This window comes from Pseudarthrobacter polychromogenes (assembly GCF_014644495.1).
Taxonomy (GTDB): Bacteria; Actinomycetota; Actinomycetes; order Actinomycetales; family Micrococcaceae; genus Arthrobacter; species Arthrobacter polychromogenes.
Map to the genome: position 1 here is coordinate 1 of NZ_BMKU01000022.1, position 22,051 is coordinate 22,051.

The window sequence follows — 22,051 nt, forward strand, 5'->3', positions numbered from 1 at the left end:
TATGAAACAATCAACCGGACCGCACTCACAGCGGCCTAAGACCCCGAGTCAACAAAAGCCGGGGCAGTCCCAAGCATGGTCCCATGGTGGGCGCGCACTTTGTGCTGCTCCTGATTATCTGGCCGGTGGCGTACTTCCTGGCGCAAGGAAAGTAAGCCCCTCGTCCTGGCTAGCCCTCCTGGTTAATGTCTTTCGACTGGTCATGAGTAGCAAGCTAAACTGACCCGTGGTCTCGATCCCCGAAGCGCATAAGGGAATCGCTGGCGTCAAAATCTAATTTGGGGGTAATAGTGACCACTGCAACTAGCATGCGATCTCGCTCGAGGCAGCGGTTTAAGTCTTTGGATGGACTCAGAGGTGTTGCGGCCCTGATCGTGGTGGTTTACCACATCGCCCTTACCAGCCCTGGTGTGGCCGCCATTTACCTACATCCCACGAGCGCTGCGCCGTCGAATGCTTTAGAGCAATTGTTGTTTTATTCGCCCCTGCATCTACTTTGGGCCGGCCGAGAGGCGGTGCTCGTATTCTTCGTCTTGAGTGGTTTCGTCCTTGCGCTGCCGGCCTTTCGGGGCCGGGAAGCAAATTGGAGCGCCTATTACCCGAGACGCGTAGTGCGACTGTACTTGCCCGCGATTGCCAGTCTGATTTTTGCCTTCTTCACGGTCCTGCTGATCCCTAGAGTCGAAGATCCCGCTGCCAGCGAGTGGGTCAATGACCACGCGTCCCCAAACGGTCTGATGCAAGTACTTCTCGGGTCATCACTGATGGGTGGAGCAGGCGCCCTGAACACGCCCCTATGGTCCTTGCGCTGGGAGGTTCTGTTCTCCCTTCTGCTGCCCCTCTACCTGATGACCGCCAGAAAGCACCAGCACCTACTTTGGGCTAAGGCATTATTCCTTGTCCTGGCTATCTGCGTCGGCAGCCAGACAGGAGTGCTCGCAGGAGCGCTAACTTATCTTCCAGTCTTCGGACTAGGCGTTCTTATGGCTGCGCGTGCAGAAGATCTAAAAGTTCTGTCCGAGCGACTCAGCGCACTAGTTTGGGCAGCAATATGTATCTTGACCCTCACCCTACTGACCGTCCAGTGGAACCTCGGCGCGATCGTCGAAGACGTAACTCCCTATAGGGCAATTTCAACTGGGCTCACCTCGATAGGCGCCTGTCTGGCTGTATTCATCTGCGCGTACTTCCGCCCAGCCGTAAGGGCTTTTGAATCGACGGTCATCCGGCTGTTGGGGTTGATCTCCTTTAGCCTCTACCTTGTTCACGAGCCGATCGTGATCGGCGCCGTTACACTCCTAGGCGGCAACCCGCCGCTCTGGTTCACCTATGTGACGGTAGTCCCTGTCTCCATTGCCGTTGCTGTTGCCTTCTACTGGCTCATTGAAAATCCCAGCCACGTTCTATGCCAGAAGATCGGTCGGAAGAAAGAAGCGGTCAGGTCATGAAAAAATTCAGGTCCCTATACGCTTGGATCTCCGCGAAGCTCTGGGCGACCGAGCTCGACATGGATTGTGAGCACCAGCTGGTCGGCGCATGTCAAGACTGTATTGACATTCATACAGCAGACCGCTTCGCCTAAGACCCAACCTTCCGAAGAGGGAATATGCTTCACGACAACAACGGCTTTCGTAGGCTATTTGGGATTTTGGGCGCGTGGCCGCTCTTGAGCTTGTCGGTTCCGGTCGCAACCATGCTGGCGGCGTTACTGCTCCCTGTCAAGTCAGTAGCGAAGTGCCCTAACTTGCTCAGATGGTTACTTACTGCTGTCGTAGTCGGCGTCTTCGGCCTACTAGTCAGCGCGGTTTATAACGGTACTGCACTGTCACTTACATCTGTCAGCGCCTTCTTAGTGGTCGGGCTTCTGGTCTTCGGGTTTGCAAAATCCACACGTGATGTAGCCACTGCCACGCAGGTCATCGCGTGGCTTTCCGCGGCGTCCGTTGTGACGTACGTGCTGTTCAATCCCAATCCCCTGCAGTCAGCAACTATCGAGGGAATGTGGAAGTACGGCATTGCCGTGCACGTAAGCGTCTTGCTCCTCGTTTTTACCGTGACCAGAGTCCGTCGACCATTTTGGACGTTGGCGGCGCTGTTAGGACTCGCCGCCGTTAGCCTCGGCCTGGGATTCCGATCGCATGCAATCATTTGCTTGGGCGTGGCTGTGCTGATTCTGGCCAAGGGTTGGACCGGAAAGCCATTACGAGGCGGCGGTTTGGTGGTCGCCGTTGCTGGGCTTGGAGCGATGGCCATATGGGTTCCGGAACTCATCGAGTCCGGATTCTTCGGCCAGGAGTTGCGGATGCGATCCTTGCGTCAAACCGAAGGTGGGGCGCCAGCTCTTCTGGGTGGCCGCACTGAACCCCCACTCTCAATTGCCGCCATCGCAGAGCGTCCTTGGACCGGGTTTGGAAATTCGCAAGCGATCACACAGGACACAATCGGCGCGGGAATGAACCTTGCCAATGCCTTTGGCATGCAGAACCCCGCAGCATATCTGCCGTTCTGGATACGCAGCGGAGGCGTCGTCTCCTTGCACTCCATCCTTTTCGGTTCCTGGGTTGACGGTGGAGTCCTAGCTGCTGTTCTGCCCATCCTGCTGATCGGAGTGTTCGCACTTGCGATTTGGAAAGCGCAGGGACACCTTGCCCCCATAGTCTCCCTGGTCTGCGCTCAGGCCATCTGGGACCTTGTCTTCTCGCCGTGGGCCTCGAACCGGACATCCGTCATCGCCGCCTCTGCCGTCCTCGCCATGTGGGCGATTGTCGAAGCACGCAACAGCGGGGGACCCGGCATGCAGGATGGCGAGCTTCCGCCCTCCGGGGCAGCTAAACCACGTCTACTTGCGGGTGGTAGACGGTGATCGAGTCGCCGTTGCGGAGTTTGGTCAAGTGCAGCTCAACCTCCACATAAGGGGTGCCTACAGGGACCTTCATTTGCGCGTATGTCGGGATCAGCGACAGCCCCGTGTTAGTTCCTGCGGGAACCGTGTCAGGGCCATAGCCGCCATCAACGTCACGTCATTCTGTGACTTGAAGTTGATGTAGCTGACCCGCTGCGAGTCTGCCCCGGTCACAGAGATGTCCCCAATAGCGTCTGCGAAGAACATTTTTCCGGCGTCCTCGGGGCCAACGTACACGCGGAACTTTCATGTAACCCGTGTTGGTGCCTGTCGCCGTTGCTGGTGCAGCCCACGTCACGGCCGACAGTGATTGGTGCCAGACTGGTCCGCGAGGACTTCGGCGCCCTTCACCAGGGCATCGCCCGCTGACACGCTGGCTGTCAGCGTCGGGAGGGCCGCTGTCTGGGTGCGTGAAGGAACCAGTGACGCGCCGAAGTGCGGGCAGTGGACGTTGCTAGCAGCGCCCAGACCACGGAAGATCCCGCGCCGGCTACCCCGGCGCCCGTAGGCTTCGTTCACATACCGCTTGAGCGGGAAGCCCGCCAAGCGCCTAGCGAACGAGGCAGACCATGGCCCCTGCGTGCCCCAGCTGAACGTAGGCTTATTGAAGATGAACGCATCTAGCGACGTTTTATCTTCATAATCAGAACCACCATTCCACGGCTCAAAGAGTGTGCGCGCCAGCGATCACGAACCGAACGCCGTTAAAGATAGTTCGCATAGCAATGCCTGTGTGCTGGAAGTGACCCTCGGCGCCAGTCCATGTGGTGTTGCCAGACACGCCATTGCCATAGGTTTCAACATGACCGCCGGTCATGACAAAGAACGCATTGCCCTTGTAGGCCACTTTGTTGTAATCCAAGGAACTGTTCATCAGGTACATGTCCACGTGCCCGCCGATGACCTCGATTGCACTGTCATTCTCGGCGAGCGTGCTGTCCTCGAACGCGAGCCGCTCACCTTGAGAGCTGGTCAATCCGGCTGGAATCAGGAACCCGGTTCCGCATTTGTTGATAAAGGTTGAGCGGAACGTGTTGCCCCATGCCCGGTTGGCCTGCTTGACGCCCACCCCGAAGCCTTCGATAGTGACGTTACTGAAGGGATGTCCGGCGACGTAGCTGCCCGTAGTGAGCGCGTCCGGCTGGTTGAGCTGGATGCCGATGGTCGTTGCCTTGCCCGGCCCCGTAAGGATCAGGCCCTGGATGGCGGGCTGCCCCTGCGACGGGACCGAAGCCCCGCCCTCAAGCTGGATAGCTACACCGGAACCGGTGTACGTGAGTCGGGAGCGGTCGCCCTTGAGCGTGGCCTTGCGGGCATTCAGGATCAGGGGGGATGAGGTGCGGTAATTCTTATTGCGCCTCAATAGGAACTCAGCCTGCGTCGTTCCACCAGCAGAGTTGGTGTTAAACGCGGACTGGATGTCCGCAGTATCGTCGGTGACCCCATCACCCTTGGCGCCGAAACGCTCAAGGTCAATCGGGCCTCATTGACGCTCACGGAGGAGGTCTTTACTTTGTCATCAATCGTGGCAGAAAGTTCCGTTGCCGTCTTCGATGCAGGCTCCGCAACGATTGCCGCCAATGGAGGCGCCATCGGCCGCCCGGCCGGGCCCTGTTCACCCTTCATCGCAGTGAAGGGGGGGCTGACCAGGCCCGCTGCGGCGGCTCCGCACTCTGGTGTGGCTGATGGGGCCGTGGCCGCCGTCGAGCTTTTCGGCCTTGTGGACCTCATAGCCCTGCCCGGCTGGGCGGACCAGCGGTAGCTCCTGGCGGTATCACCAGAGGCAGCTTGATGACGTTCATCTTTGCCGGCTCCTATGCCAGCTTCGCCCTCAACCCGCGGCAGCCATGGCCCGGCGTTGTGCTGCTCGCTGTTGCCGCCCGGCGCTGATACTCGGCTGCGTCTTCACGGGGGACATCCGCCCGCTGCCCCAGGCCGCAATAGTCGCCATCCCCGCCACCGTCCTCCTCTGGCTGGCGAGAAAGTCTGCGTGCCCCAGCCCTGGGCAGGAAATCTGAGCCGGCGCTACCTGCTGCTAGCCCTGGCGGGACTTTCTCTCTGGCTCTCCTACGCCTTGCACGCTATCCAGATTCCCCGGCTTCATCCCAAACCAGGCACAACATGTTGGGATGCCGCACCCTGGCTATTCAGCAGGCGGGGTCCCGTCAAAATCGATGTGACTTGATCAAACCTTGAGGTTGTGTTTTGTAGCATTGCCGCATGGGTAGATATGGGGGCTCGTACTACGTTCGACAGTCGCGCCGGGAGCTGCGGCAGCAGAAAATAAGGGTACTTTCCTATTTTTCGCTGTCTGCTTTTGCGGTCGCGACGATTGTGGTAGTGCTGATTGCACTGCAGCGGTAAGTTCCGCACGCAGGGAGCTTCCGTTGACGTGACTTGTCAATAAGACAGTCACGTGGTTAGGTCATGGCTGATGGGGATCACTGTGACCGATGGAGGCTGTTATGGCTGTATCCGAATTTGCCTTGGCGCTCTCTGCGCTCTTGGGCACCCTGCTGGTTCCTTTTTTTCTGCTCTACCAGATGCTGCGGCTCAAGCGTCGCGCTGTCCGGATCACCGCTCCCGCGGCCGCCCCACGAGGTAACCGCCGCTAGTCATGCCGTACGTAGATATTAACCCACATAAAGGCCGTCCCAAGTGGCAGGGCTACGCCGTCTTAACCATTCTGCTGATCCTCACCGCGGCCGTTGTGGCTGCCGCACTAACCTGAATCTGACCGGTCACCAGCGCCCACCCCCTAGACTTACTGTTTGAACCAGTGCCGCAGAACCTTTTGCCGAAACGTCCTGGGGGACACACATGCCCGATCCGGCGGATCAGAACGCACGCGCCCATGCAGAGGATGCAGGGCATACGCAGCCGCGCCGACGCCGCGACCTTCGTCGCGCCGACGGGGAGCTGACGGATGTCCGGACAGGAACCATGCCAGCAGTAACACCGAACTTTTCCAAGGCTCCTGAAGCCGGACAGGCGGCAACCCGCCGCACTTCCTGGGCGGAAGCGGCTGCCGCGGCTGACGCTTCAAAGCCTTCCGCGCCCGTTCCTGCTCCCACCAGGGCACCGGCCTCTACGCCGGTCCCGCAGCAGGATGCTCAGGACACCATTACCTCCATACCCGGTGCGCCTGCTGCGGAAGTGCCCCCGGCGCCGTCGTCCGCCCCTGCTGAAACCCCCGCCTTCCGCCGGACCCGGCCCACCACAGCGGACGTCATCGCTGATACCCCTATGCCGGACTTCATCAGCTCGCCGGGACTGTTTGTGAAGGAGCAGAAACCGCGGCCCGTGGGCGGCGTCCGCGGCGCAATCTTCAACATGACCGGCGGTGCCTGGAACCTGGGCCCGGGCCCCAAGCAGCGCCAAGAAGAAGAACTGGGACGCCGCATTTCCCGCCAGCTGCAGGGCAGCTACAACACCGCGGTGCTGAGCCTCAAGGGTGGCATCGGCAAGACCTCCACCACCGTGGGCGTTGGCCTGACCTTGGCCGAGTACCGCGGCGATGCGCCCTGCGCCATCGATGCTAATCCGGACTCCGGCGATCTGGTGGAGCGAGCACTGGGGGAGGGCATCTACCAGCAGTCCAGCCCGCGCACCATCACGGATCTGCTGGAGAACATCGAGTCCATAGATTCGTTGACGGCTTTGTCCCGCTACATGCACCACGCAGGCCGGCTGCACCTCATCGCGGGAGAGCAGGACCCGGAGGTCTCCGACTCATTGACTGCGGAAGAGTACCTGCGGATCCGCAAGCTCATCTCCGCCTACTACTCCGTGGCGCTGACCGACTGTGGCACGGGCGTGACCCACAATGCCATGAGCGGGATTCTGCAGTCTGCGGACAATCTGGTCATCGCCGCCGGCTACGCAGTCAGCGGCGCAAAGCGTGCCCGCAGCACCCTGCAGTGGCTGGCCAGCCACGGCTACGAGGACTTGGCCCGGAACGCGATTGTGGTGATCACGGACAAGGACGAAGTGTCATCACGGGTGGATAAGGATGCCATCGAGGAACACTTGGCAGGCATATGCCGCGAGCTAATTGCAGTCCCGCATGATCGCGGTGTGGCTGATGGTGATCTCGTCACGCTCGACGTACTGAGGCCAGACACCCGACGTGCTTACAAGGAGATCGCTGCGGCGATCGTGGACGGATATCGGTAGCGGACCTACCGCGTATCGAGATCTTCAAACACCAGGAACGTCTGCGTATCCAGCACGCCTGGCATGGACTGCAGCTGGTCGAAGATGACCCGGCGCAGGTCGATGTTGTCCACGGCGCGGACCAGCAGGATCACGTCGAAGTCGCCGCCCACCAGGGCAACGTGGTGCACCTCGGGGATGGCGCCCAGCTGGTCGCGGAGTTCGCGCCAGGCGTCCTGTTTCAGCTTCAGGGTCACGTAGGCGGAGGACCGCAGCCCTGCCTTGATCGGGTCCACCAGCGCCGTGAACCTGGACAGCACGCCCTCGCCCGTCAGCCTGGCGATGCGCGTGTAGGCGTGCGCCCGGGAGATGTGGACGTTCTCGGCCACCTGCGTGACGGACATGCGGCCGTCCCGGGTCAGCTCCGCAATGATCCTGCGGTCGATGTCGTCCAACGGGACAGGTTCAGTCCCGGCATCCCTTGCTGCCACGTTGCCCGAGGCCTCCGTCAGTAAGCTGTCTCACCATTTGCAATTCGTCTCCCAGTGTAGGGCGAATGGCACAGCTTTTGAGCGGCGCGGGCAGCGGCGGGGTACGAAACCCGGCCAGAGGCGCAGCTACGAGGACGTGTGGCTCTCCGCCTCCTGCAGCTGGGCCGCCCTGCGGATAAAGTCGCAGTCGCTGGAGGACAGGCTGATTTCACCGTGCCTGTCCTGCTCCAGCTCGGTGCCGGTGGCCTTGGCAATTGCTGCCACCACCGTCCGGGGAAGGATCCTGCAGCCGGGGTTCTCCACCAGCCACTGCCGCGTCTGTGGCTCCAGCCGGTCCCACAACTTCTCAATGCCCATTACAGCTGCCCCGCTCTTCGCAATTTCCGCATGCATGATTCGGCGCCCCCGAGGTGCGGGCGGCGCATGGTTCTCCGGTCCGCGGCAGCCGCAGGAAAGTCTGGCCGCTGGAAAATGATTCAGGGGCGGAGGGAACCGCACTGTCCCCGCCGCATCCATCGCCGCACCACGCGCCCCCAAACACGGGAAAACCCTGCCACCTGGTACGGAGTCTTCGCCCTGCCTGATGCATGGAAAAGATCCCTTGTGATGCAACGGAGAGACCTTTCCGTCCATCGCGTCCCCTTGAGTGTGGTCCGCGCCCCGGCAGGGGTCAAGGGCCTTCCGTCCCTAGCCCATCAGCCAATTTGCCCACCGCACATATCCGTAACCTGGCTCACACTGCCAAATCGTCTTCCAAAAGCGATGTTATTGGGCAGCTTCTCCACGATTCCGTCAGGTGCTGGATACGAAACCGGCCACAGGACGATACTGGGAAGGAATAGTGGCAACAGAAGGACGGAACAATGACGATCTCCGCAGACCACACCGCGCACCCGGACCAAGCCAGCCAGGTACCCGCCGAGGATGCCCTCGCCGAGGCCGCCAAGAAGTTCGGCATCACCGCCGAGGACTACATGCTCCCCGCCCGGCACCAGATCGAGATGGTGGACCCGGGCGGTCGGCTCAAGCCGCAAGGTGAGCAGGGCACCGAACCCGGCCACGAATACCCTTTGCCCGGCGATGACGAACTGCTGGCCGCGTACGAACAGCTCGTCGTCGGACGTCGCGTCAATGACCAGAACTCCGCCCTGGTCCGGCAGGGCCGCATGGCCGTCTACCCCTCCAGCCACGGCCAAGAGGCCTGCCAGGTGGCCGCCGCCCTGTGCCTCTCCAAGGGCGACTGGCACGGCGGGTTCGATCCCCTCAAGCAGGACTGGATCGCCGCTGAGCCCTTGCGTGTCCCAAATCACCAACCGACCCGTCAAGCCGCCGATCTGCCGTAACTAGTTGCGCACCACAATTTGTGGTTCCAGCGCATCAAATCCGCGTGGAACGGTGTGACCCCAATTGTCATCTCGCTCCTGTTCAATGCGAATATTTAGAAGGTCCCGCGCTGTCGATGAATCGGCCAGTCCAAGGTAGACGATGTATCGGCCCGGAGGAAGTTCATCGTTCCCCAGCTGCGAGAGCCCACAATTGAAGGCGGTGGAATCGTCGCTAACGTCACAGAGCTCTGAAACAGAGAACCCTGGCCCGCCGATGTCATCAGTTTCTTTATTGGGGCTCTGGCGCGTAGCCGTCCAGAGTTGTGTTCCGCTGGGAAGAGGATGCGAGAGCCGGCCTTTTATGGTGACACCCAGGTCGTCGGCCGCGATGGTATCGGGTAGGTCGTCGACGAGGACAACTGAACTTGCTGTCATTGCCTCGGTGGCCTCTGCGAGAGGGGCAGGCGACTCGTCGCCCCCAGGGAATACTTTGGGGGCAAAAGCGGTGACGAGCGCGGCAAGAATGGCCGCAGCCGCTGTGATGTACGCGGCAACCACGTGCCCGTTCGTACCTCTTGGTTCATTGTGATCAGGCACGTCTGATGGGGTTTTGCTCGGCGTCACTTGCTGCTCCGGTCTCCCGTAGGTATGTAGGGCTACCATAGGTCCCCCGGTCTTTCTTGAACGCGTATTTCTCTCTGATGACGTGTCGAATAACCTTCCGCGCGATGCAACTGCCCATGCGCATGTGTGCGCGGATATTACGGTAGGGACGTTGCCCCACGTGGCCGGCAGGAAGTTACTGCCCAAGTGATCCCACTGCCGGGTTTCGGGCATGTTTCGTACGCCTCTCCGCGGCCCCGTCAATCCAAGTAGTGGGGTAGCAAAAAGACGGGTACACAAAAAGTTGTAGCGTCAAATGTCCACTCCGTACACTATTAGAAGCACCCTGAGCTTCCGGTCTCGAAGCGCACCGAGGGTGCTTCTGTATGTTCCGCAACTCCTCACGGAGTTCCACGGCAAGGGAGAGGCTTCTCATGAGCGTCTCCTTTCGCCCTGCCTTCCTGCTGAACATCGGCGTCGCGTGAGCTGGGACGAACTCGCCGTCAGAGGAGCCCTTGGACTGGTGGTCTTTGCGCTCCTCTTTGCCCTCGCACATTTCCGATGGAACGGACGCAAAAAGCATGACCCTGGAGAACAACAACGGGACGAAACGGGCCTGGACTGACGGACTCACAACAATCCTCCTGATGGCGGTCCTCACCGCGGCCATCTCGGTTGTTGCCGTTATGGACGGTTCCCGCCTGGTGTGGGCGGAGCTCCTGGTGGTGGCTTTTGTGCTGGCGGCATCCCTGCGGGCGGGTGCAGCAGGCGGCCTGGTGGTGGGCCTGGCAGGAGCGGCGGCGCACATCGGACTCCACAGCGTGGACGGCGACTGGGGCCGTGGCAGTACGGCGTTCGCCGTCGTGGCGGTCTGCGCCTTCATCACCTACGGGTGGCTGTTTGGACTCACTGCCGCCTACCTGCGCCGCCAGCAGGCGGCCGGGTCCCAGCAGCCCGCGGCGGCGGGAGCCGGCGCGTCCCAGGGGCTGCTGTCAGCCGCCGAAGGCCGGGCCCTCCTGGACATGGAAGCTGAGCAGGCCCGCCGGACCGGCGAGCACCTGGCCCTTGTCACGGTCCACGTGACGGTCCGGGACGGCATCGCCCCTAAACAGGCCGCCCACGCCTTCCGTGCTGCGGCAAGGACCTTCGAAGCCTCCGCTGCCGGACGGATGCACCCTGTACTCCTGGCCGACAATCTGCTGGCCATGGTGGTGCCCGGCGGAGATCCATCCACTGTCCTCCGCTTCGAACAGGCGGTTGTAGCCGCCATGGCCGGGGCCACCTATGCGGACCGCGCGGCCGGCACCCGCCCCCTGGCGTCAACTGCCCTGCGCCTCGAAGGCAACATCCTTGTCCTCACGGAATCCCCGGCGAAGGCGGAGTCACTCTTCAGCGTCCCCGGCCTGCGGCTGGACGAGGCCGCCCGCCGTCGTTCCGCAGTTCCGGCCAGGACAGCAGCCTGATGTCGGCCAGCGAAGTGGGGCTGCTGGTCCTTGCCGCCGTCACCCTTGCCCTCATCATCTACTGGAAGTACACGGCGTCAGTCCACCACCGCAGGCTGGAACAGCTGGACGTTCGCATCCACGTCAACGGCATCCGCGGCAAATCCTCCGTCACCCGGCTGGTGGCAGGGGTCCTCCGCGAAGGCGGATTCATTACCGTGGCCAAAACCACCGGATCCGCCGCACGGGTCATCGGAACCACCGGTGAGGAGACGCCCATCCGGCGCCTCGGCGCAGCCACCATCATCGAACAGGTGGACATTGTCCGCGACCACGTCCGGCACGGCGTGGAAGCCCTGGTCATCGAATGCATGGCCGTACGGCCCCAATACCAGCAGTACGCCCAGGACTACATGGTGCGATCGGACATCACCATCATCACCAACGTCCGTGAAGACCACCAGGAAGAGATGGGCGAGACCCTCGAGGAGATCGCCGACTCCATGGCCCGGACCATTCCGTCCAACGGCGTCCTCATCACCGCCGAGGACCGGGACGGAATCCGCGAACGGCTTCGCAGGACAGCCGAGGAGCGCGGCAGCTCAACGCTCTATGCAGACGCCTCCATTGTGCGGGACGAGGACATGCGCGGGTTCGGGCACATCGAGTTCAAGTCCAACGTTGCCGTGGGCCTCGCCGTTGCCGAATACCTGGGCATCAGCCGCGACAAAGCGATCACCGGCATGTGGAAAACCGTCCCCGACGTCGGCGTGGTGCGGCTGAAGACCTACGACGTCCTGGGCAAGAAAATCACCTGGGTGCCGATGTTCGCCGCCAACGACCGCGAAAGCGTCATCCTCGCCCTGAAACAGCTCCAGACCACCCACGCCGAGTCGTCCTCCGTGATCGGTATCCTCAACAACCGCCAGGACCGGGGCAGGCGCGCGGAGCTCTTCGGGGCCATGGTCCCCAACGACCTCAGCGGCTACCTGGACAAAGTGGTGACCATGGGCGCCTACGAGGACGCCGTCACGTCCATGATGACCGCCGGCGGGTTCCCCCGCGAACGGATCCTCAACCTCGGCGACACCGTCCGCCCCAGCCTGGACCAGATGCTGGAAGCGATCGCAGGACTGGTGGAAGGCGACCACGGGGTGCTGATCGGAATGGTCAACATCCACACCGAGCAAGCGGAAATGCTGATCCACTACTTCAGCGAATGCGATGGCGACGACGGCGTCGACGAGCTTGCCGCCTCGCGGGAGCCCCACCGGGCACCGCTGGCGATGCTCCGGCTGCGGGCCGCTCAGCACGCCATTGCCTCGGCGGCGCCCAGGAGCCGCAACGTTGCGTGAGTACCTGCATTCGCCCGAACTGATCCGGCTGGCAATTGTCCTGGGCGTGGTGGTCAGCATGATCTTCTACGAGAAGGTCCAGCTGACCACCGGCGGCGCCATCGTCCCGGCATACCTGGCCATCTCGCTGCCCCACCCGCTGCTCATCATCTCCACCGTGGCCGCAGGGCTGGCAGCCTGGTGCGTCACCCACGTGTGGCTTCCCAAACGCAAGATTTTGTACGGGCGCCGCAAATTCGACGTCGAACTGCTGGTGGGCCTGGGCTTTGTGGGCATCGGGACCCTGGCGGCCGGGATGCTGGGAAGTTTCTCGCCCATGCTGCTGTCCCTCTCCGGAATCGGCTTCCTGATCCCGGGCATCATCGCCCACGACATGGGCAGGCAGGGCCCCAAACGGACCCTCCAGGCCATCGCCGCCACCACCGCCATCCTTGCCCTCATTGTCTACGTCATGGAGGAAGTCCTCCTGCTCATTGACGCCGTCCCGCAGGGCGACTCCGCCCAGCTCGCCTCCGTGCTGGGGTACCCCCGCGAATTCATCATTGTGGGAGTGGTGGCCAGCGTGGCCCTGGGCATGCTCATCTTCGAGAAACTGGACCTCCGCTCCGGCGGCTTCGTCACCGGCGGGTACCTCGCCCTGGTGGGCCCGCGGTGGACCGAGCTGGCGTTCGCCCTTGCCAGCGCGCTGCTCACCTACGTCATTGTGGTGCACCTGCTCATGCCCCGGCTCCTGCTCTTCGGCCGGCGGAAACTGGCCACCATGATCCTGGTTGCTGCCCTGGTGACCTGGTCCGGTGAAGTGGCCGTCATGCACCTGACGGACGAGTCCTTCGTCCCCTGGCGGGGACTGACAGTGGTCACCCTGATGGTTCCGGCGCTCCTCGCCAACGACGCCCAGCGGCAGGGATGGGAAAAAACCCTCTGGGGCTCGGCGCTTGCCGGCGTGGGCGCCTACGGGCTCACCAACCTGGCCGCCGCCGCGGCCGTCCTGCTGGGATGGTTCCAGTGACGCCCGCGCGGCCAGGCCGACGTCGTCCCTCACTTGAACGGGGCACCGCGCCACGGCGCCGGCCCGGCATCCTGCCCAAGGTCCTGGCCGCCGCTTTTGCGGCCGTCCTGCTGGGTGCGGCCATTCCGCTCACCTCCTATGTCGCGGGACAACTCCCGGCCGGACAACTCCAGGCCGGACAGCCACAGGGCGGGACGGCAGGCCCGGGGCAGGGGACGGGCCTGGTGACGGATGAAACCGGGCAGCCGATCGCCGGCGCCGAGGTGGCCAGCGCTGCCGGGGAGACAGTCCGGACGGGCGCGGACGGAACGTTTCCCGTGGACCGGACCGCCGTGTACACGGCCAGGAAGGCCGGACACCTGAGCCGTGCCGCCGCCGGGACCGCCGGTGCTCCGCTCCGGCTGGTGCTGCGCGCGGAAGAAGGGGCAGTCTCCCTGCGCTTCGGCGGTGACGCCATGTTCGGGCGCCGCTTTTACGAGGCACCTCCGGGACAGGACCCGCACCTGAATCCCGGCGCATCCGTGGAAGACCACACCAGCCTGCTGGCCGGGGTGGCCCCGCTGCTGAGCGACAGCGACATCGCCATAGTGAACCTCGAATCGCCCCTGGTCCAAAACCCCTATTTCAGCGGCACCGAACGGCCGGCCGAATTCCATCCCACCAAGGACATCGCCTTCGCCAGCGCCCTGGAATCAGCCGAAGCGCTGAAGGGGTCCGGTGTGGACCTGGTGACGCTGGGAAATAATCACGCAGCCGATGCGCTGGGACCCGGCATCACCAGCACCATCCAGGCGCTGGACGAGGCGGGCGTCCTGCACACCGGCGCCGGACTGACGGAGGACGAGGCCTGGAAGCCGGCTGTCATCACGGTCCGCGGACGCTCCCTCGCCTTCATCAGCTGCACCACCGTGGACGGCAAGCCGGGACAGATTCCGTACGTGGCCGGACCTGACACCCCCGGCGCAGCGGAGTGTTCCACCAAGAGGCTGCAGGCCGCCGTCCGCGACGCGAAAGCGTCCGCTGACGTGGTGACCGTCATGATGCACGGCGACGTGGAGTACCAGCGGGCCCAGTCGCCCGTCATCCGGAAACTCACCCAGGCGGCCCAGGACGCCGGCGCCCGGGTGGTGGTCAACGGGCATCCCCACGTGGTGGGCGGCCTGGCATCAACCCAGGACGGGCTTGCCGCCGAAAGCATGGGAAACCTGCTGTTCGACCAGACACTGTGGTCCACCCTGCTGAGCTACCTGCTGCGTGTGGAGATCACACCGGACGGCACACCCGTGGCCAGCACCGACGCCCTGTCCCTGCAGGATTTCATACCCCTGCCGGCTGTAGGGGACCTGGCGGATTCCAGCGCACGGATCGCTGCCGGAACCGTGCAGGGGTCAGCCCAGCTGGGGCAGCACGGCGCCACCGTAAGTCCGGGCACTCCTGGACCGGGGACGGCGTCCACGCATCCGGTGCCCGCCGGGGTTCAGCGGATCGCGCCGGGATGGTGGGTTTCCGGGCCGGGACAGCAGGTCCGCGTGGGCCAGGACCTGATCTGGGGAACCGGCACCTTCACGGACCGGAACGCGCCCATGGTGGCCCAGCCCTCAGCACTGTGGACCCTCGGCCAGTTCGCCAAGATCTCCTCCGCCGGGGCCTGCGGCGACGGCTTGGGACTGCAGCTGCTGCGCAGCCCCGTCAGCCTCGAGGACGTGTACGTCAGCACCAGCCACCGGCAGCAGATCACGCCCGGGAGCAGCCTCACCCTGCTGGCCGAAGTCCGCGGCGCCTCCCAGGGCGGCAGCATAGAACTCAGCTGGTATGAGGGAAACAAGGGGCCGAGCGCAGGAGGCGTCCAAGTGCCCATTCCCGAATCACCGGCGGACTCAACGTGCGAGCTGGTGCGGATCGACGCCGTGGCCCCGCCGGGCATCACCGCAGCGCAGCCCTATGTGCGGCTGGCGCCGCCAACCAGCCAGACGCTCTCATCCAGCCTCTACGTGGACAACATCCGGCTGATTGAATGGGCAGCCCCCGGCGCGGCCGGCCGGCTTTACGACTCAGTGGAAGGGGGACCCGACGTTTCAGCTGAATTCACGCTGGATCCGGCAGCGGGACCCGACGCGCACGGACCGCTGCCTGCAATCCGCTGATCCGCAGGCCGCATGTCCGCCCGCCGAACGGAAGCCTGTTCGGTATCTTCAGGTCATGTTGCATATCTTCGCGCGCCTGGGGGGCGCCCTGGCAGTCTTCGGACTGCTGATCCCAACAACCACGTCCTTTTTCACGTCATCCGAGGAGTTCGTCGTCACAGAGAAATCCGGAACAAACAAAACGGAGGTATACGACAACACCGGGGGATGGGTAGCCACCTTCACCAACGGTGCGCGGACCGTGGCGCTCGCCGGCCCACAGCGGACCTTCTCCGAGCCCTCCGCCAGCGCGGCCGTGGTCTCCACGGTTCATGTCAGACTGCTGCCCCAGCCGTTCGCGGGCACGGTTGACCAGTCATGGCTGCGCGCTGCGGCTTCCGATACGTCTCCGGATCTGCTGGACATGGCGATGCAGTACATTACCGGGGCGCCGGCACTGTATGACCCGGCAGGGCTGCGGATTGCGGGCGACGCCGGATACGGCGCGGCTTCAGCTGACGGAACACTCCAGGAAGGTGCCGACTTCAACGACTATCTGGGTATCAGGTGGGACTACGCCGGAAAGTCGGACGCCCCGGAAACCAGCGAGCTGAAGGCCCTGGACTGCTCCGGGTATATCCGGATGCTGTTTGGCTACCGTGCCGGCATGCCCATGACGCTCAACCCGGCACCCGGGCTGTTGCCACGGCGCTCCTTCCAGATGTTCGAGGATGCCCCCGGCGTGGTGGTAAGCAAGAGCACGGCCCAGGTGAAAACGTTCGACGGGATGCAGCCCGGAGACCTGGTGTTCTTTGACGCGGAAGCGGACAGCGCCGGACAGATTGACCACGTGGGCATATTCCTGGGCACCGACACCAACGGAAAGCATCGTTTTATCTCCAGCCGGAAGTCTTCCAACGGGCCCACCCTGGCGGACGTCGCTGCACGCTCCGTCCTCGACGGCACAGGCTATTACGCCAAGGCTTTCCGGGGTGTGCGCCGCCTGTAAAACGGGCTTCCGCCGTGCCGCGGGCTGGAAGGCCCAGCCCGCGGCTATGCGGCAAGACTGCATCGAAGATGGCACCTGGATGACCGACATCCGGCCGTCCCGGCATCCCTGCCCGCCAATTTGTCCACCGCAGATATCGGTAACCTGGCTCACACTGCCGAATCGTCTTCCGGAAGCGGCGTTTTTGTGCAGCTTCTCCACGATTCCGTCAGGTGCTGGATACGAAACCGGCCACAGGACGATACTGGGAAGGAATAGTGGCAACAGAAGGACGGAACAATGACGATCTCCGCAGACCACACCGCGCACCCGGACACAACCAGCCAGGCGCCTGCCGAGGACGCCCTCGCCGAGGCCGCCAAGAAGTTCGGTATCACGGCTGAGGACTACATGCTCCCCGCCCGGCACCAGATCGAGATGGTGGACCCGGACGGCCGGCTGAAGCCCCAGGGTGAGCAGGGCACCGAACTCGGCCACGAATACCCCTTGCCCGGCGATGACGAACTGCTGGCCGCATACGAGCAGCTCGTCGTCGGACGCCGCGTCAATGACCAGAACTCCGCGCTGGTCCGGCAGGGCCGCATGGCCGTCTACCCGTCCAGCCACGGCCAGGAGGCCTGCCAGGTGGCCGCCGCCCTGTGCCTCTCCAAAGGCGACTGGATGTTCCCCACCTACCGCGACGCCGTCGCCGTGATGACCCGCGGCGTGGACCCCGTGCAGGTGATGACCATCTTCCGCGGCGACTGGCACGGCGGGTTCGATCCCCTCCAGCACAAGGTGGGCATCCAGTGCACCCCGCTCACCACCCAGCTGCTGCACGCCGTGGGCGTGGCCCACGCCGCCAAACTCCGCGGCGAGGACACCGTGGTGCTGGCCATGTGCGGCGACGGCGCCACATCCGAAGGCGACTTCCACGAGGCCCTGAACTTCGCCGCCGTCTTCCACCTGCCCGTCATCTTCTTCGTCCAGAACAACAAGTACGCCATCTCCGTGCCGCTGGCACACCAGTCCGTGGCGCCGTCGCTCGCGCACAAGGCCGTGGGCTACGGAATGGCCGGCGAACGCGTGGACGGCAACGACGTCGTGGCGCTCCTCGCCGTCCTGGACCGCGCCGTTGCGCTGTGCCGGGGCGGCTCCGGCCCCCTGCTAGTGGAAGCCAACACCTACCGCATGCAGGCCCACACCAATGCCGACGACGACACGCGCTACCGGGAAAGCTCCGAGGTTGCCGAGTGGCGGGCGAAGGACCCGGTGAACCGGATGCGCACCTACCTGACGGACCGCGGCCTGCTGGACGACGACGGCGAGGCACGGATACGCGAGAAGGCGGAAGCGGTTGCCACGCAGCTTCGCGACGGGCTCAGCGAGGACGTGCCCGTGGACCCGCAGGAGCTCTTCCGCCACGTCTTCGAAAAGACCACGCCGCAGCTGCGGGAACAGTCCGCCCTGCTCGCCGACGAACTCGCGCGCGACGCAGCATCAACGTCTGATTCGAAGGAGGCCGGCAAGTGAGCCCCACCATCACCACCTCGTCCGAGGCCAACGGCAACGTTTCCGCCGCCACCGCCCGGGCTGCCGCCTCCGCCGCCGCTTTGTCCGAGGCTGCGGGCCCCCAGCCGGTCACCATGGCCAAGGCGTTGAACACTGCTTTGGCCGACGCGATGCACGCCGACCCCTCCGTTCTGGTGTTCGGCGAGGACGTCGGGATGCTGGGCGGGGTCTTCCGCATCACCGACGGGCTCACCGCCACGTTCGGCGAGCAGCGCTGCTTCGACACCCCGCTGGCCGAGTCCGGCATTGTGGGCATGGCCGTGGGCATGGCCATCAACGGGATGCGCCCGGTGATCGAGATGCAGTTCGACGCGTTCGCCTACCCGGCGTTCGAGCAGATCGTCAGCCACGTGGCCAAGATGCACAACCGCACCAAGGGCGCCGTGAAGCTGCCCATGGTGATCCGGGTTCCCTACGGCGGCGGCATCGGGGGAGTGGAGCACCACTGCGACTCCTCCGAGTCCTACTACGCCCACACCGCCGGCCTGAAGGTGTTCACCCCGGCCACCGTGGCGGACGGGTACCGGATGCTCCGCGAAGCCATTGACTCGGACGATCCCGTCATCTTCATGGAGCCCAAGAAGCTCTACTGGTCCAAGGACCTGGTGGACCTGGCCGAGCTGCGGACCGCCCACTCCGCTGCTGCTTCGGCGGGGCAGTCCTCTGAGGGGCGCGCCGCCGTCGCCCGCCCCGGAACCGACGCAACCCTCATCGCCTACGGCCCGTCCGTCCCCACCGCGCTCGCCGCGGCCGAGGCCGCCGCGCTGGAAGGGCGCTCGCTGGAAGTCATCGACGTGCGCACCCTTGTGCCGTTCGACGACGAGACAGTGTGCGAGTCCGTACGCAAGACCGGCCGGGCCGTAGTGATCGCCGAAGCCCACGGCTTCGCGTCCGTGTCCTCCGAGATCGTGGCCCGGGTCCAGGAGCGCTGCTTCCACCACCTGGCCGCCCCCATCCGCCGCGTCACCGGGTTCGACATCCCCTACCCGGCGCCCAAGCTTGAGAAGTACTACCTGCCCGGCGTGGACCGCATCCTCGACGCCGTTGACGACCTTCAGTGGGAGAACTGACCATGAGTGAAACACGCGTGTTTTTGTTGCCGGACCTGGGCGAAGGCCTCACCGAAGCCGAACTGGTGTCCTGGCACGTTGCCGTGGGGGACACGATCTCCGTGGACCAGCCCATCGCCGAGGTGGAGACCGCCAAGTCCACCGTGGAGGTGCCGTCCCCGTATGCCGGGATTGTGGCCGAGCTGCACGGGCAGCCGGGGGAGACCCTCGATGTGGGGAAGCCGCTGATCTCGGTGACGCCTGTTTCTGTTGGCGGGCCTGCCGCGGATGCCGGGGCTGATGCTGCCGCCCCCGCTGAGCCGGAGACCGAGCCTGCCGAAACCGAGCTGGGCGAAGCCTTGGACGAGCCGGCCGGCACCCCCGCCCAGGCCGAAGCGGAGAAGTACCGCGAAGAGGAGAAGGCCGGGTCCGGCAACGTGCTCATTGGGTACGGAACCCCCGGCGGCCACGGCGTTGCCCGGCGCACCCGGGCGCGGAAGGCTCCTGCGGCTACCGTCTCCGGGTCCGTCAGCACCCTTCCGTTGGAGGATGGAGCGGCCGACGGCGGCGCTGCCGAGGGTGCCGACGTGGATCTTTCGCTCCTCCGCACCAGGGTCCCCGGCCGGCTCGGCGCCGTCATCTCCCCGCTGGTCCGGCGCATGGCCCGCGAGCACGGCGTGGACCTCGGCGAACTCCCCGGCTCCGGCGAGGGCGGCCTGATTATGCGCCGCGACGTGGAAGCCGCCATCAACACTCCAGTAGCTGAGCCTGTCAAGACCAAGCCCGCCGAACCCCAGCCTGCCGCAAGCCCGGTGCTTGAGCCTGCCGCAGCCAAGCCTGCCGAAACCCAGGGCACCGACGCCCGGACCGCCCTGCCCATCTCGTCCCGGACCCCGGTCAAGGGCGTCCGCAAGGCCGTTGCCACCAATATGGCCCGCAGCCGCTCGGAGATCCCCGAGGCAACGGTCTGGGTGGACGTGGACGCCACCGGGCTGATGGAACTGCGTGAAGGGCTCAAAGCCGGCAACGACCAGGTGCCCGGCCTGCTCGCGTTCATCGCACGTTTTGTCACAGCCGGGCTAAAAAAGTACCCGGAGCTGAACACACGCATCGAAACCGCGGAGGACGGCTCGCAGGAGATTGTCTCGTTTGGCGGGGTCAACCTCGGCATCGCCGCCCAGACCGACCGCGGCCTGGTGGTCCCCTCCGTCCGCGCCGCCGAAAAGCTGACCGCCCGCGAACTGGACGCCGAGATCCGCCGGCTCACCGACGTCGCACGCCAGGGCAAGGCGACCCCCACGGAACTGGGCAGCGGCACGTTCACGCTCAACAACTACGGCGTGTTCGGAGTGGACGGGTCCGCTGCGATCATCAACCACCCGGAGGTGGCCATCCTGGGCGTGGGCCGGATCATCGACAAGCCGTGGGTGGTCAACGGAGAGCTGGCCGTCCGCAAGGTCACCGAGCTGACCCTGACGTTCGACCACCGCGTCTGCGACGGCGGCACAGCGGCCGGCTTCCTCCGCTGCGTAGCGGACGCCATAGAAAACCCCAAAGCCCTCCTCGCCGACCTCTAGGTCGACAGAGTCGGGACCGTGGTGCGTGCGGCCACGTGGGGCGTTTTGTAAGAAGGGAAATATTGTGCTCAAAAGTTTGCCCGCAGGGACCACCAAGGTATGAGAGTGGAACACAGGTAGAACTGCGTGATGCATTGCCTAGGGCACAGCTGTTTCGCGGTTGCCCACCAGCGGTGCACGCTTTGGATTGGGTTGTGGCCTGGTTTTGCCCCTAACATCACCGTGTTCAAGTACAGGTTCAAATAGGGCTATACTCTGCCAGTCTGTGTTTTGCAGGCATTAGTTATAGGCGCATAAGTGTCTGCAAAATGTTGGGGATCTTGCATTGATAATTCCAAGACGAAATGTCTTTTGGTCTGCTCTACTCAGTCTCATCGTTCTTGCTCCATTGTCCATGGGAGCTGTTCCTGCTTCGGCCGCGCTGCAGGATACGAGTGCGCCTGTTCTGGTGGATTTTTCTTTGTCGCCTGAGGTGGTGGACGTTGGCGCGGGTCCGCAGGAAGTGACGATGAGTGCCCATGCCACGGATGACCAGTCTGGTGTCGCGTCGGTTTTTGTGGCGCTTGAGAGTGACGAGTCGGCTCAGAATGCTTATGCCACTTTGTATCTCAGCAGTGGCACGCCGAAGGACGGTATTTTTGTGGGGAGTGTAACTCTTCCGCAGGGTGCTGCGAGTGGGACGTGGACACCACGAATGGCCTTTCTCAAGGATGCGGTGGGAAATGACTCTGGTTCTGTTGCCTTCCGGGACATCACCCCGCCCAAACTGACCGTATTTTCCGCGCTGCAGGATACGAGTGCGCCTGTTCTGGTGGATTTTTCTTTGTCGCCTGAGGTGGTGGACGTTGGCGCGGGTCCGCAGGAAGTGACGATGAGTGCCCATGCCACGGATGACCAGTCTGGTGTCGCGTCGGTTTTTGTGGCGCTTGAGAGTGACGAGTCGGCTCAGAATGCTTATGCCACTTTGTATCTCAGCAGTGGCACGCCGAAGGACGGTATTTTTGTGGGGAGTGTAACTCTTCCGCAGGGTGCTGCGAGTGGGACGTGGACACCTCGAATGGCCTTTCTCAAGGATGCGGTGGGAAATGACTCTGGTTCTGTTGCCTTCCGGGACATCACCCCGCCCAAACTGACCGTATCGTTGGATATTAAAAAAATAGCCCCACCCGAAGTGGTCTTCTATGATGGGCCGGGCTCAGATGGTGATCGCTTCGAAGTTCCCGACGAGCCCGGTGTCGATTACTTTATCAATTCGCTACCAGTAGAACCCGGAACATATCCAGGAGTGGGCCTTGTAACCGTATCGGCAGCTGCTGCAGTGGGATTTGCCCTAGCCGAGGGCGCGATCACCAGTTGGACACACACGTTCGAATCTGATTTGGCGACCATGTGGCGTCCGGTGTCGTTGGTGGAGTTTGCTCGGTCGTCGGGTGATGTGTTGCAGGTGGGCGACGTTGTGA

General features: G+C 63.7%; 17 protein-coding genes and 2 pseudogenes. 15 read left to right on the top strand and 4 right to left on the bottom strand.

What is annotated here, in order from left to right:
* Positions 1 to 290 precede the first annotated feature (290 nt).
* Entirely contained in the window at positions 291 to 1,448 is a 1,158-nt protein-coding gene (locus tag IEX43_RS19770; protein WP_188813926.1) for an acyltransferase family protein, read from the top strand.
* Positions 1,449 to 1,606: 158 nt separating this feature from the next.
* Positions 1,607 to 2,863 carry a hypothetical protein gene (locus IEX43_RS19775; RefSeq protein ID WP_188813927.1) on the top strand — a complete coding sequence of 419 codons (1,257 nt, stop codon included), beginning with the start codon at positions 1,607 to 1,609 and terminating at the stop codon, positions 2,861 to 2,863.
* A gap of 703 nt (positions 2,864 to 3,566) precedes the next feature.
* Here the strand turns inward: IEX43_RS19775 and IEX43_RS19780 are convergent.
* Positions 3,567 to 4,265: a hypothetical protein gene (locus IEX43_RS19780; RefSeq protein WP_188813929.1), complete on the bottom strand. Its 699-nt coding sequence runs from the start codon at positions 4,263 to 4,265 to the stop codon at positions 3,567 to 3,569.
* A gap of 162 nt (positions 4,266 to 4,427) precedes the next feature.
* On the opposite strand from IEX43_RS19780, the gene IEX43_RS19785 reads away from it, so the two are divergent.
* From IEX43_RS19785 to IEX43_RS19795, 3 genes are all read left to right on the top strand, one after another.
* Entirely contained in the window at positions 4,428 to 4,664 is a 237-nt protein-coding gene (locus tag IEX43_RS19785) for a hypothetical protein (protein WP_188813931.1), read from the top strand.
* A gap of 703 nt (positions 4,665 to 5,367) precedes the next feature.
* On the top strand, positions 5,368 to 5,517 hold the full coding sequence (locus IEX43_RS19790) for a hypothetical protein (protein ID WP_188813933.1): 150 nt from the start codon (positions 5,368 to 5,370) through the stop codon (positions 5,515 to 5,517).
* 205 nt (positions 5,518 to 5,722) lie between these two features.
* Positions 5,723 to 7,078 carry a MinD/ParA family ATP-binding protein gene (locus IEX43_RS19795; RefSeq protein ID WP_188813935.1) on the top strand — a complete coding sequence of 452 codons (1,356 nt, stop codon included), beginning with the start codon at positions 5,723 to 5,725 and terminating at the stop codon, positions 7,076 to 7,078.
* A 5-nt stretch (positions 7,079 to 7,083) separates the two neighbouring features.
* On the opposite strand, the gene IEX43_RS19800 is transcribed toward IEX43_RS19795, so the two are convergent.
* Positions 7,084 to 7,548 (bottom strand): Lrp/AsnC family transcriptional regulator, encoded by a 465-nt coding sequence (locus IEX43_RS19800; protein ID WP_188813937.1) that lies wholly within the window; start codon positions 7,546 to 7,548, stop codon positions 7,084 to 7,086.
* A 126-nt stretch (positions 7,549 to 7,674) separates the two neighbouring features.
* A complete protein-coding gene (locus tag IEX43_RS19805) occupies positions 7,675 to 7,905 on the bottom strand; it encodes a hypothetical protein (protein ID WP_188813939.1) in 231 nt (76 codons plus the stop codon).
* Positions 7,906 to 8,411: 506 nt separating this feature from the next.
* Here IEX43_RS19805 and IEX43_RS19810 point away from each other — a divergent pair.
* A pseudogene (locus tag IEX43_RS19810) lies at positions 8,412 to 8,816 on the top strand (pyruvate dehydrogenase (acetyl-transferring) E1 component subunit alpha); the annotation flags it as partial.
* 75 nt (positions 8,817 to 8,891) lie between these two features.
* Here IEX43_RS19810 and IEX43_RS19815 read toward each other — a convergent pair.
* Complete coding sequence (locus IEX43_RS19815) at positions 8,892 to 9,431, bottom strand: hypothetical protein (protein WP_188813941.1); 540 nt, start codon at positions 9,429 to 9,431, stop codon at positions 8,892 to 8,894.
* A 626-nt stretch (positions 9,432 to 10,057) separates the two neighbouring features.
* Here IEX43_RS19815 and IEX43_RS19820 point away from each other — a divergent pair.
* From IEX43_RS19820 to IEX43_RS19860, 9 genes and pseudogenes are all read left to right on the top strand, one after another.
* Positions 10,058 to 10,939 carry a hypothetical protein gene (locus IEX43_RS19820; RefSeq protein WP_188813943.1) on the top strand — a complete coding sequence of 294 codons (882 nt, stop codon included), beginning with the start codon at positions 10,058 to 10,060 and terminating at the stop codon, positions 10,937 to 10,939.
* Positions 10,939 to 12,273, top strand: coding sequence for a poly-gamma-glutamate synthase PgsB (pgsB, locus tag IEX43_RS19825; protein ID WP_188813945.1), 1,335 nt, complete (start codon positions 10,939 to 10,941; stop codon positions 12,271 to 12,273). Before IEX43_RS19820 ends, pgsB begins: the two co-directional genes overlap by 1 nt.
* A complete protein-coding gene (locus IEX43_RS19830; RefSeq protein WP_188813947.1) occupies positions 12,266 to 13,282 on the top strand; it encodes a poly-gamma-glutamate biosynthesis protein PgsC/CapC in 1,017 nt (338 codons plus the stop codon). Before pgsB ends, IEX43_RS19830 begins: the two co-directional genes overlap by 8 nt.
* Complete coding sequence (locus tag IEX43_RS19835; protein WP_188813949.1) at positions 13,279 to 15,426, top strand: CapA family protein; 2,148 nt, start codon at positions 13,279 to 13,281, stop codon at positions 15,424 to 15,426. Before IEX43_RS19830 ends, IEX43_RS19835 begins: the two co-directional genes overlap by 4 nt.
* Positions 15,427 to 15,481: 55 nt before the next feature.
* Positions 15,482 to 16,414: a C40 family peptidase gene (locus IEX43_RS19840; protein ID WP_188813951.1), complete on the top strand. Its 933-nt coding sequence runs from the start codon at positions 15,482 to 15,484 to the stop codon at positions 16,412 to 16,414.
* A gap of 279 nt (positions 16,415 to 16,693) precedes the next feature.
* Positions 16,694 to 17,926: a thiamine pyrophosphate-dependent dehydrogenase E1 component subunit alpha gene (locus IEX43_RS19845; protein ID WP_188813953.1), complete on the top strand. Its 1,233-nt coding sequence runs from the start codon at positions 16,694 to 16,696 to the stop codon at positions 17,924 to 17,926.
* Positions 17,923 to 19,035 (top strand): alpha-ketoacid dehydrogenase subunit beta, encoded by a 1,113-nt coding sequence (locus tag IEX43_RS19850; protein WP_188813954.1) that lies wholly within the window; start codon positions 17,923 to 17,925, stop codon positions 19,033 to 19,035. Before IEX43_RS19845 ends, IEX43_RS19850 begins: the two co-directional genes overlap by 4 nt.
* 2 nt (positions 19,036 to 19,037) lie before the next feature.
* Positions 19,038 to 20,591, top strand: a complete 1,554-nt coding sequence (locus IEX43_RS19855) for a dihydrolipoamide acetyltransferase family protein (RefSeq protein ID WP_188813956.1) — start codon at positions 19,038 to 19,040, stop codon at positions 20,589 to 20,591.
* A gap of 508 nt (positions 20,592 to 21,099) precedes the next feature.
* Positions 21,100 to 22,051, top strand: a pseudogene (locus IEX43_RS19860) (hypothetical protein); the annotation flags it as partial.

Excerpts from the sequence above, each read along its gene's own strand:
- IEX43_RS19845 (WP_188813953.1), top strand. The coding sequence starts at position 16,694 with ATGACGATCTCCGCAGACCACACCGCGCACCCGGACACAACCAGCCAG.
- IEX43_RS19805 (WP_188813939.1), bottom strand. The coding sequence starts at position 7,905 with ATGGGCATTGAGAAGTTGTGGGACCGGCTGGAGCCACAGACGCGGCAG.
- IEX43_RS19820 (WP_188813943.1), top strand. The coding sequence starts at position 10,058 with ATGACCCTGGAGAACAACAACGGGACGAAACGGGCCTGGACTGACGGA.
- IEX43_RS19795 (WP_188813935.1), top strand. The coding sequence starts at position 5,723 with ATGCCCGATCCGGCGGATCAGAACGCACGCGCCCATGCAGAGGATGCA.
- pgsB (WP_188813945.1), top strand. The coding sequence starts at position 10,939 with ATGTCGGCCAGCGAAGTGGGGCTGCTGGTCCTTGCCGCCGTCACCCTT.
- IEX43_RS19790 (WP_188813933.1), top strand. The coding sequence starts at position 5,368 with ATGGCTGTATCCGAATTTGCCTTGGCGCTCTCTGCGCTCTTGGGCACC.
- IEX43_RS19855 (WP_188813956.1), top strand. The coding sequence starts at position 19,038 with ATGAGTGAAACACGCGTGTTTTTGTTGCCGGACCTGGGCGAAGGCCTC.
- IEX43_RS19840 (WP_188813951.1), top strand. The coding sequence starts at position 15,482 with ATGTTGCATATCTTCGCGCGCCTGGGGGGCGCCCTGGCAGTCTTCGGA.
- IEX43_RS19775 (WP_188813927.1), top strand. The coding sequence starts at position 1,607 with ATGCTTCACGACAACAACGGCTTTCGTAGGCTATTTGGGATTTTGGGC.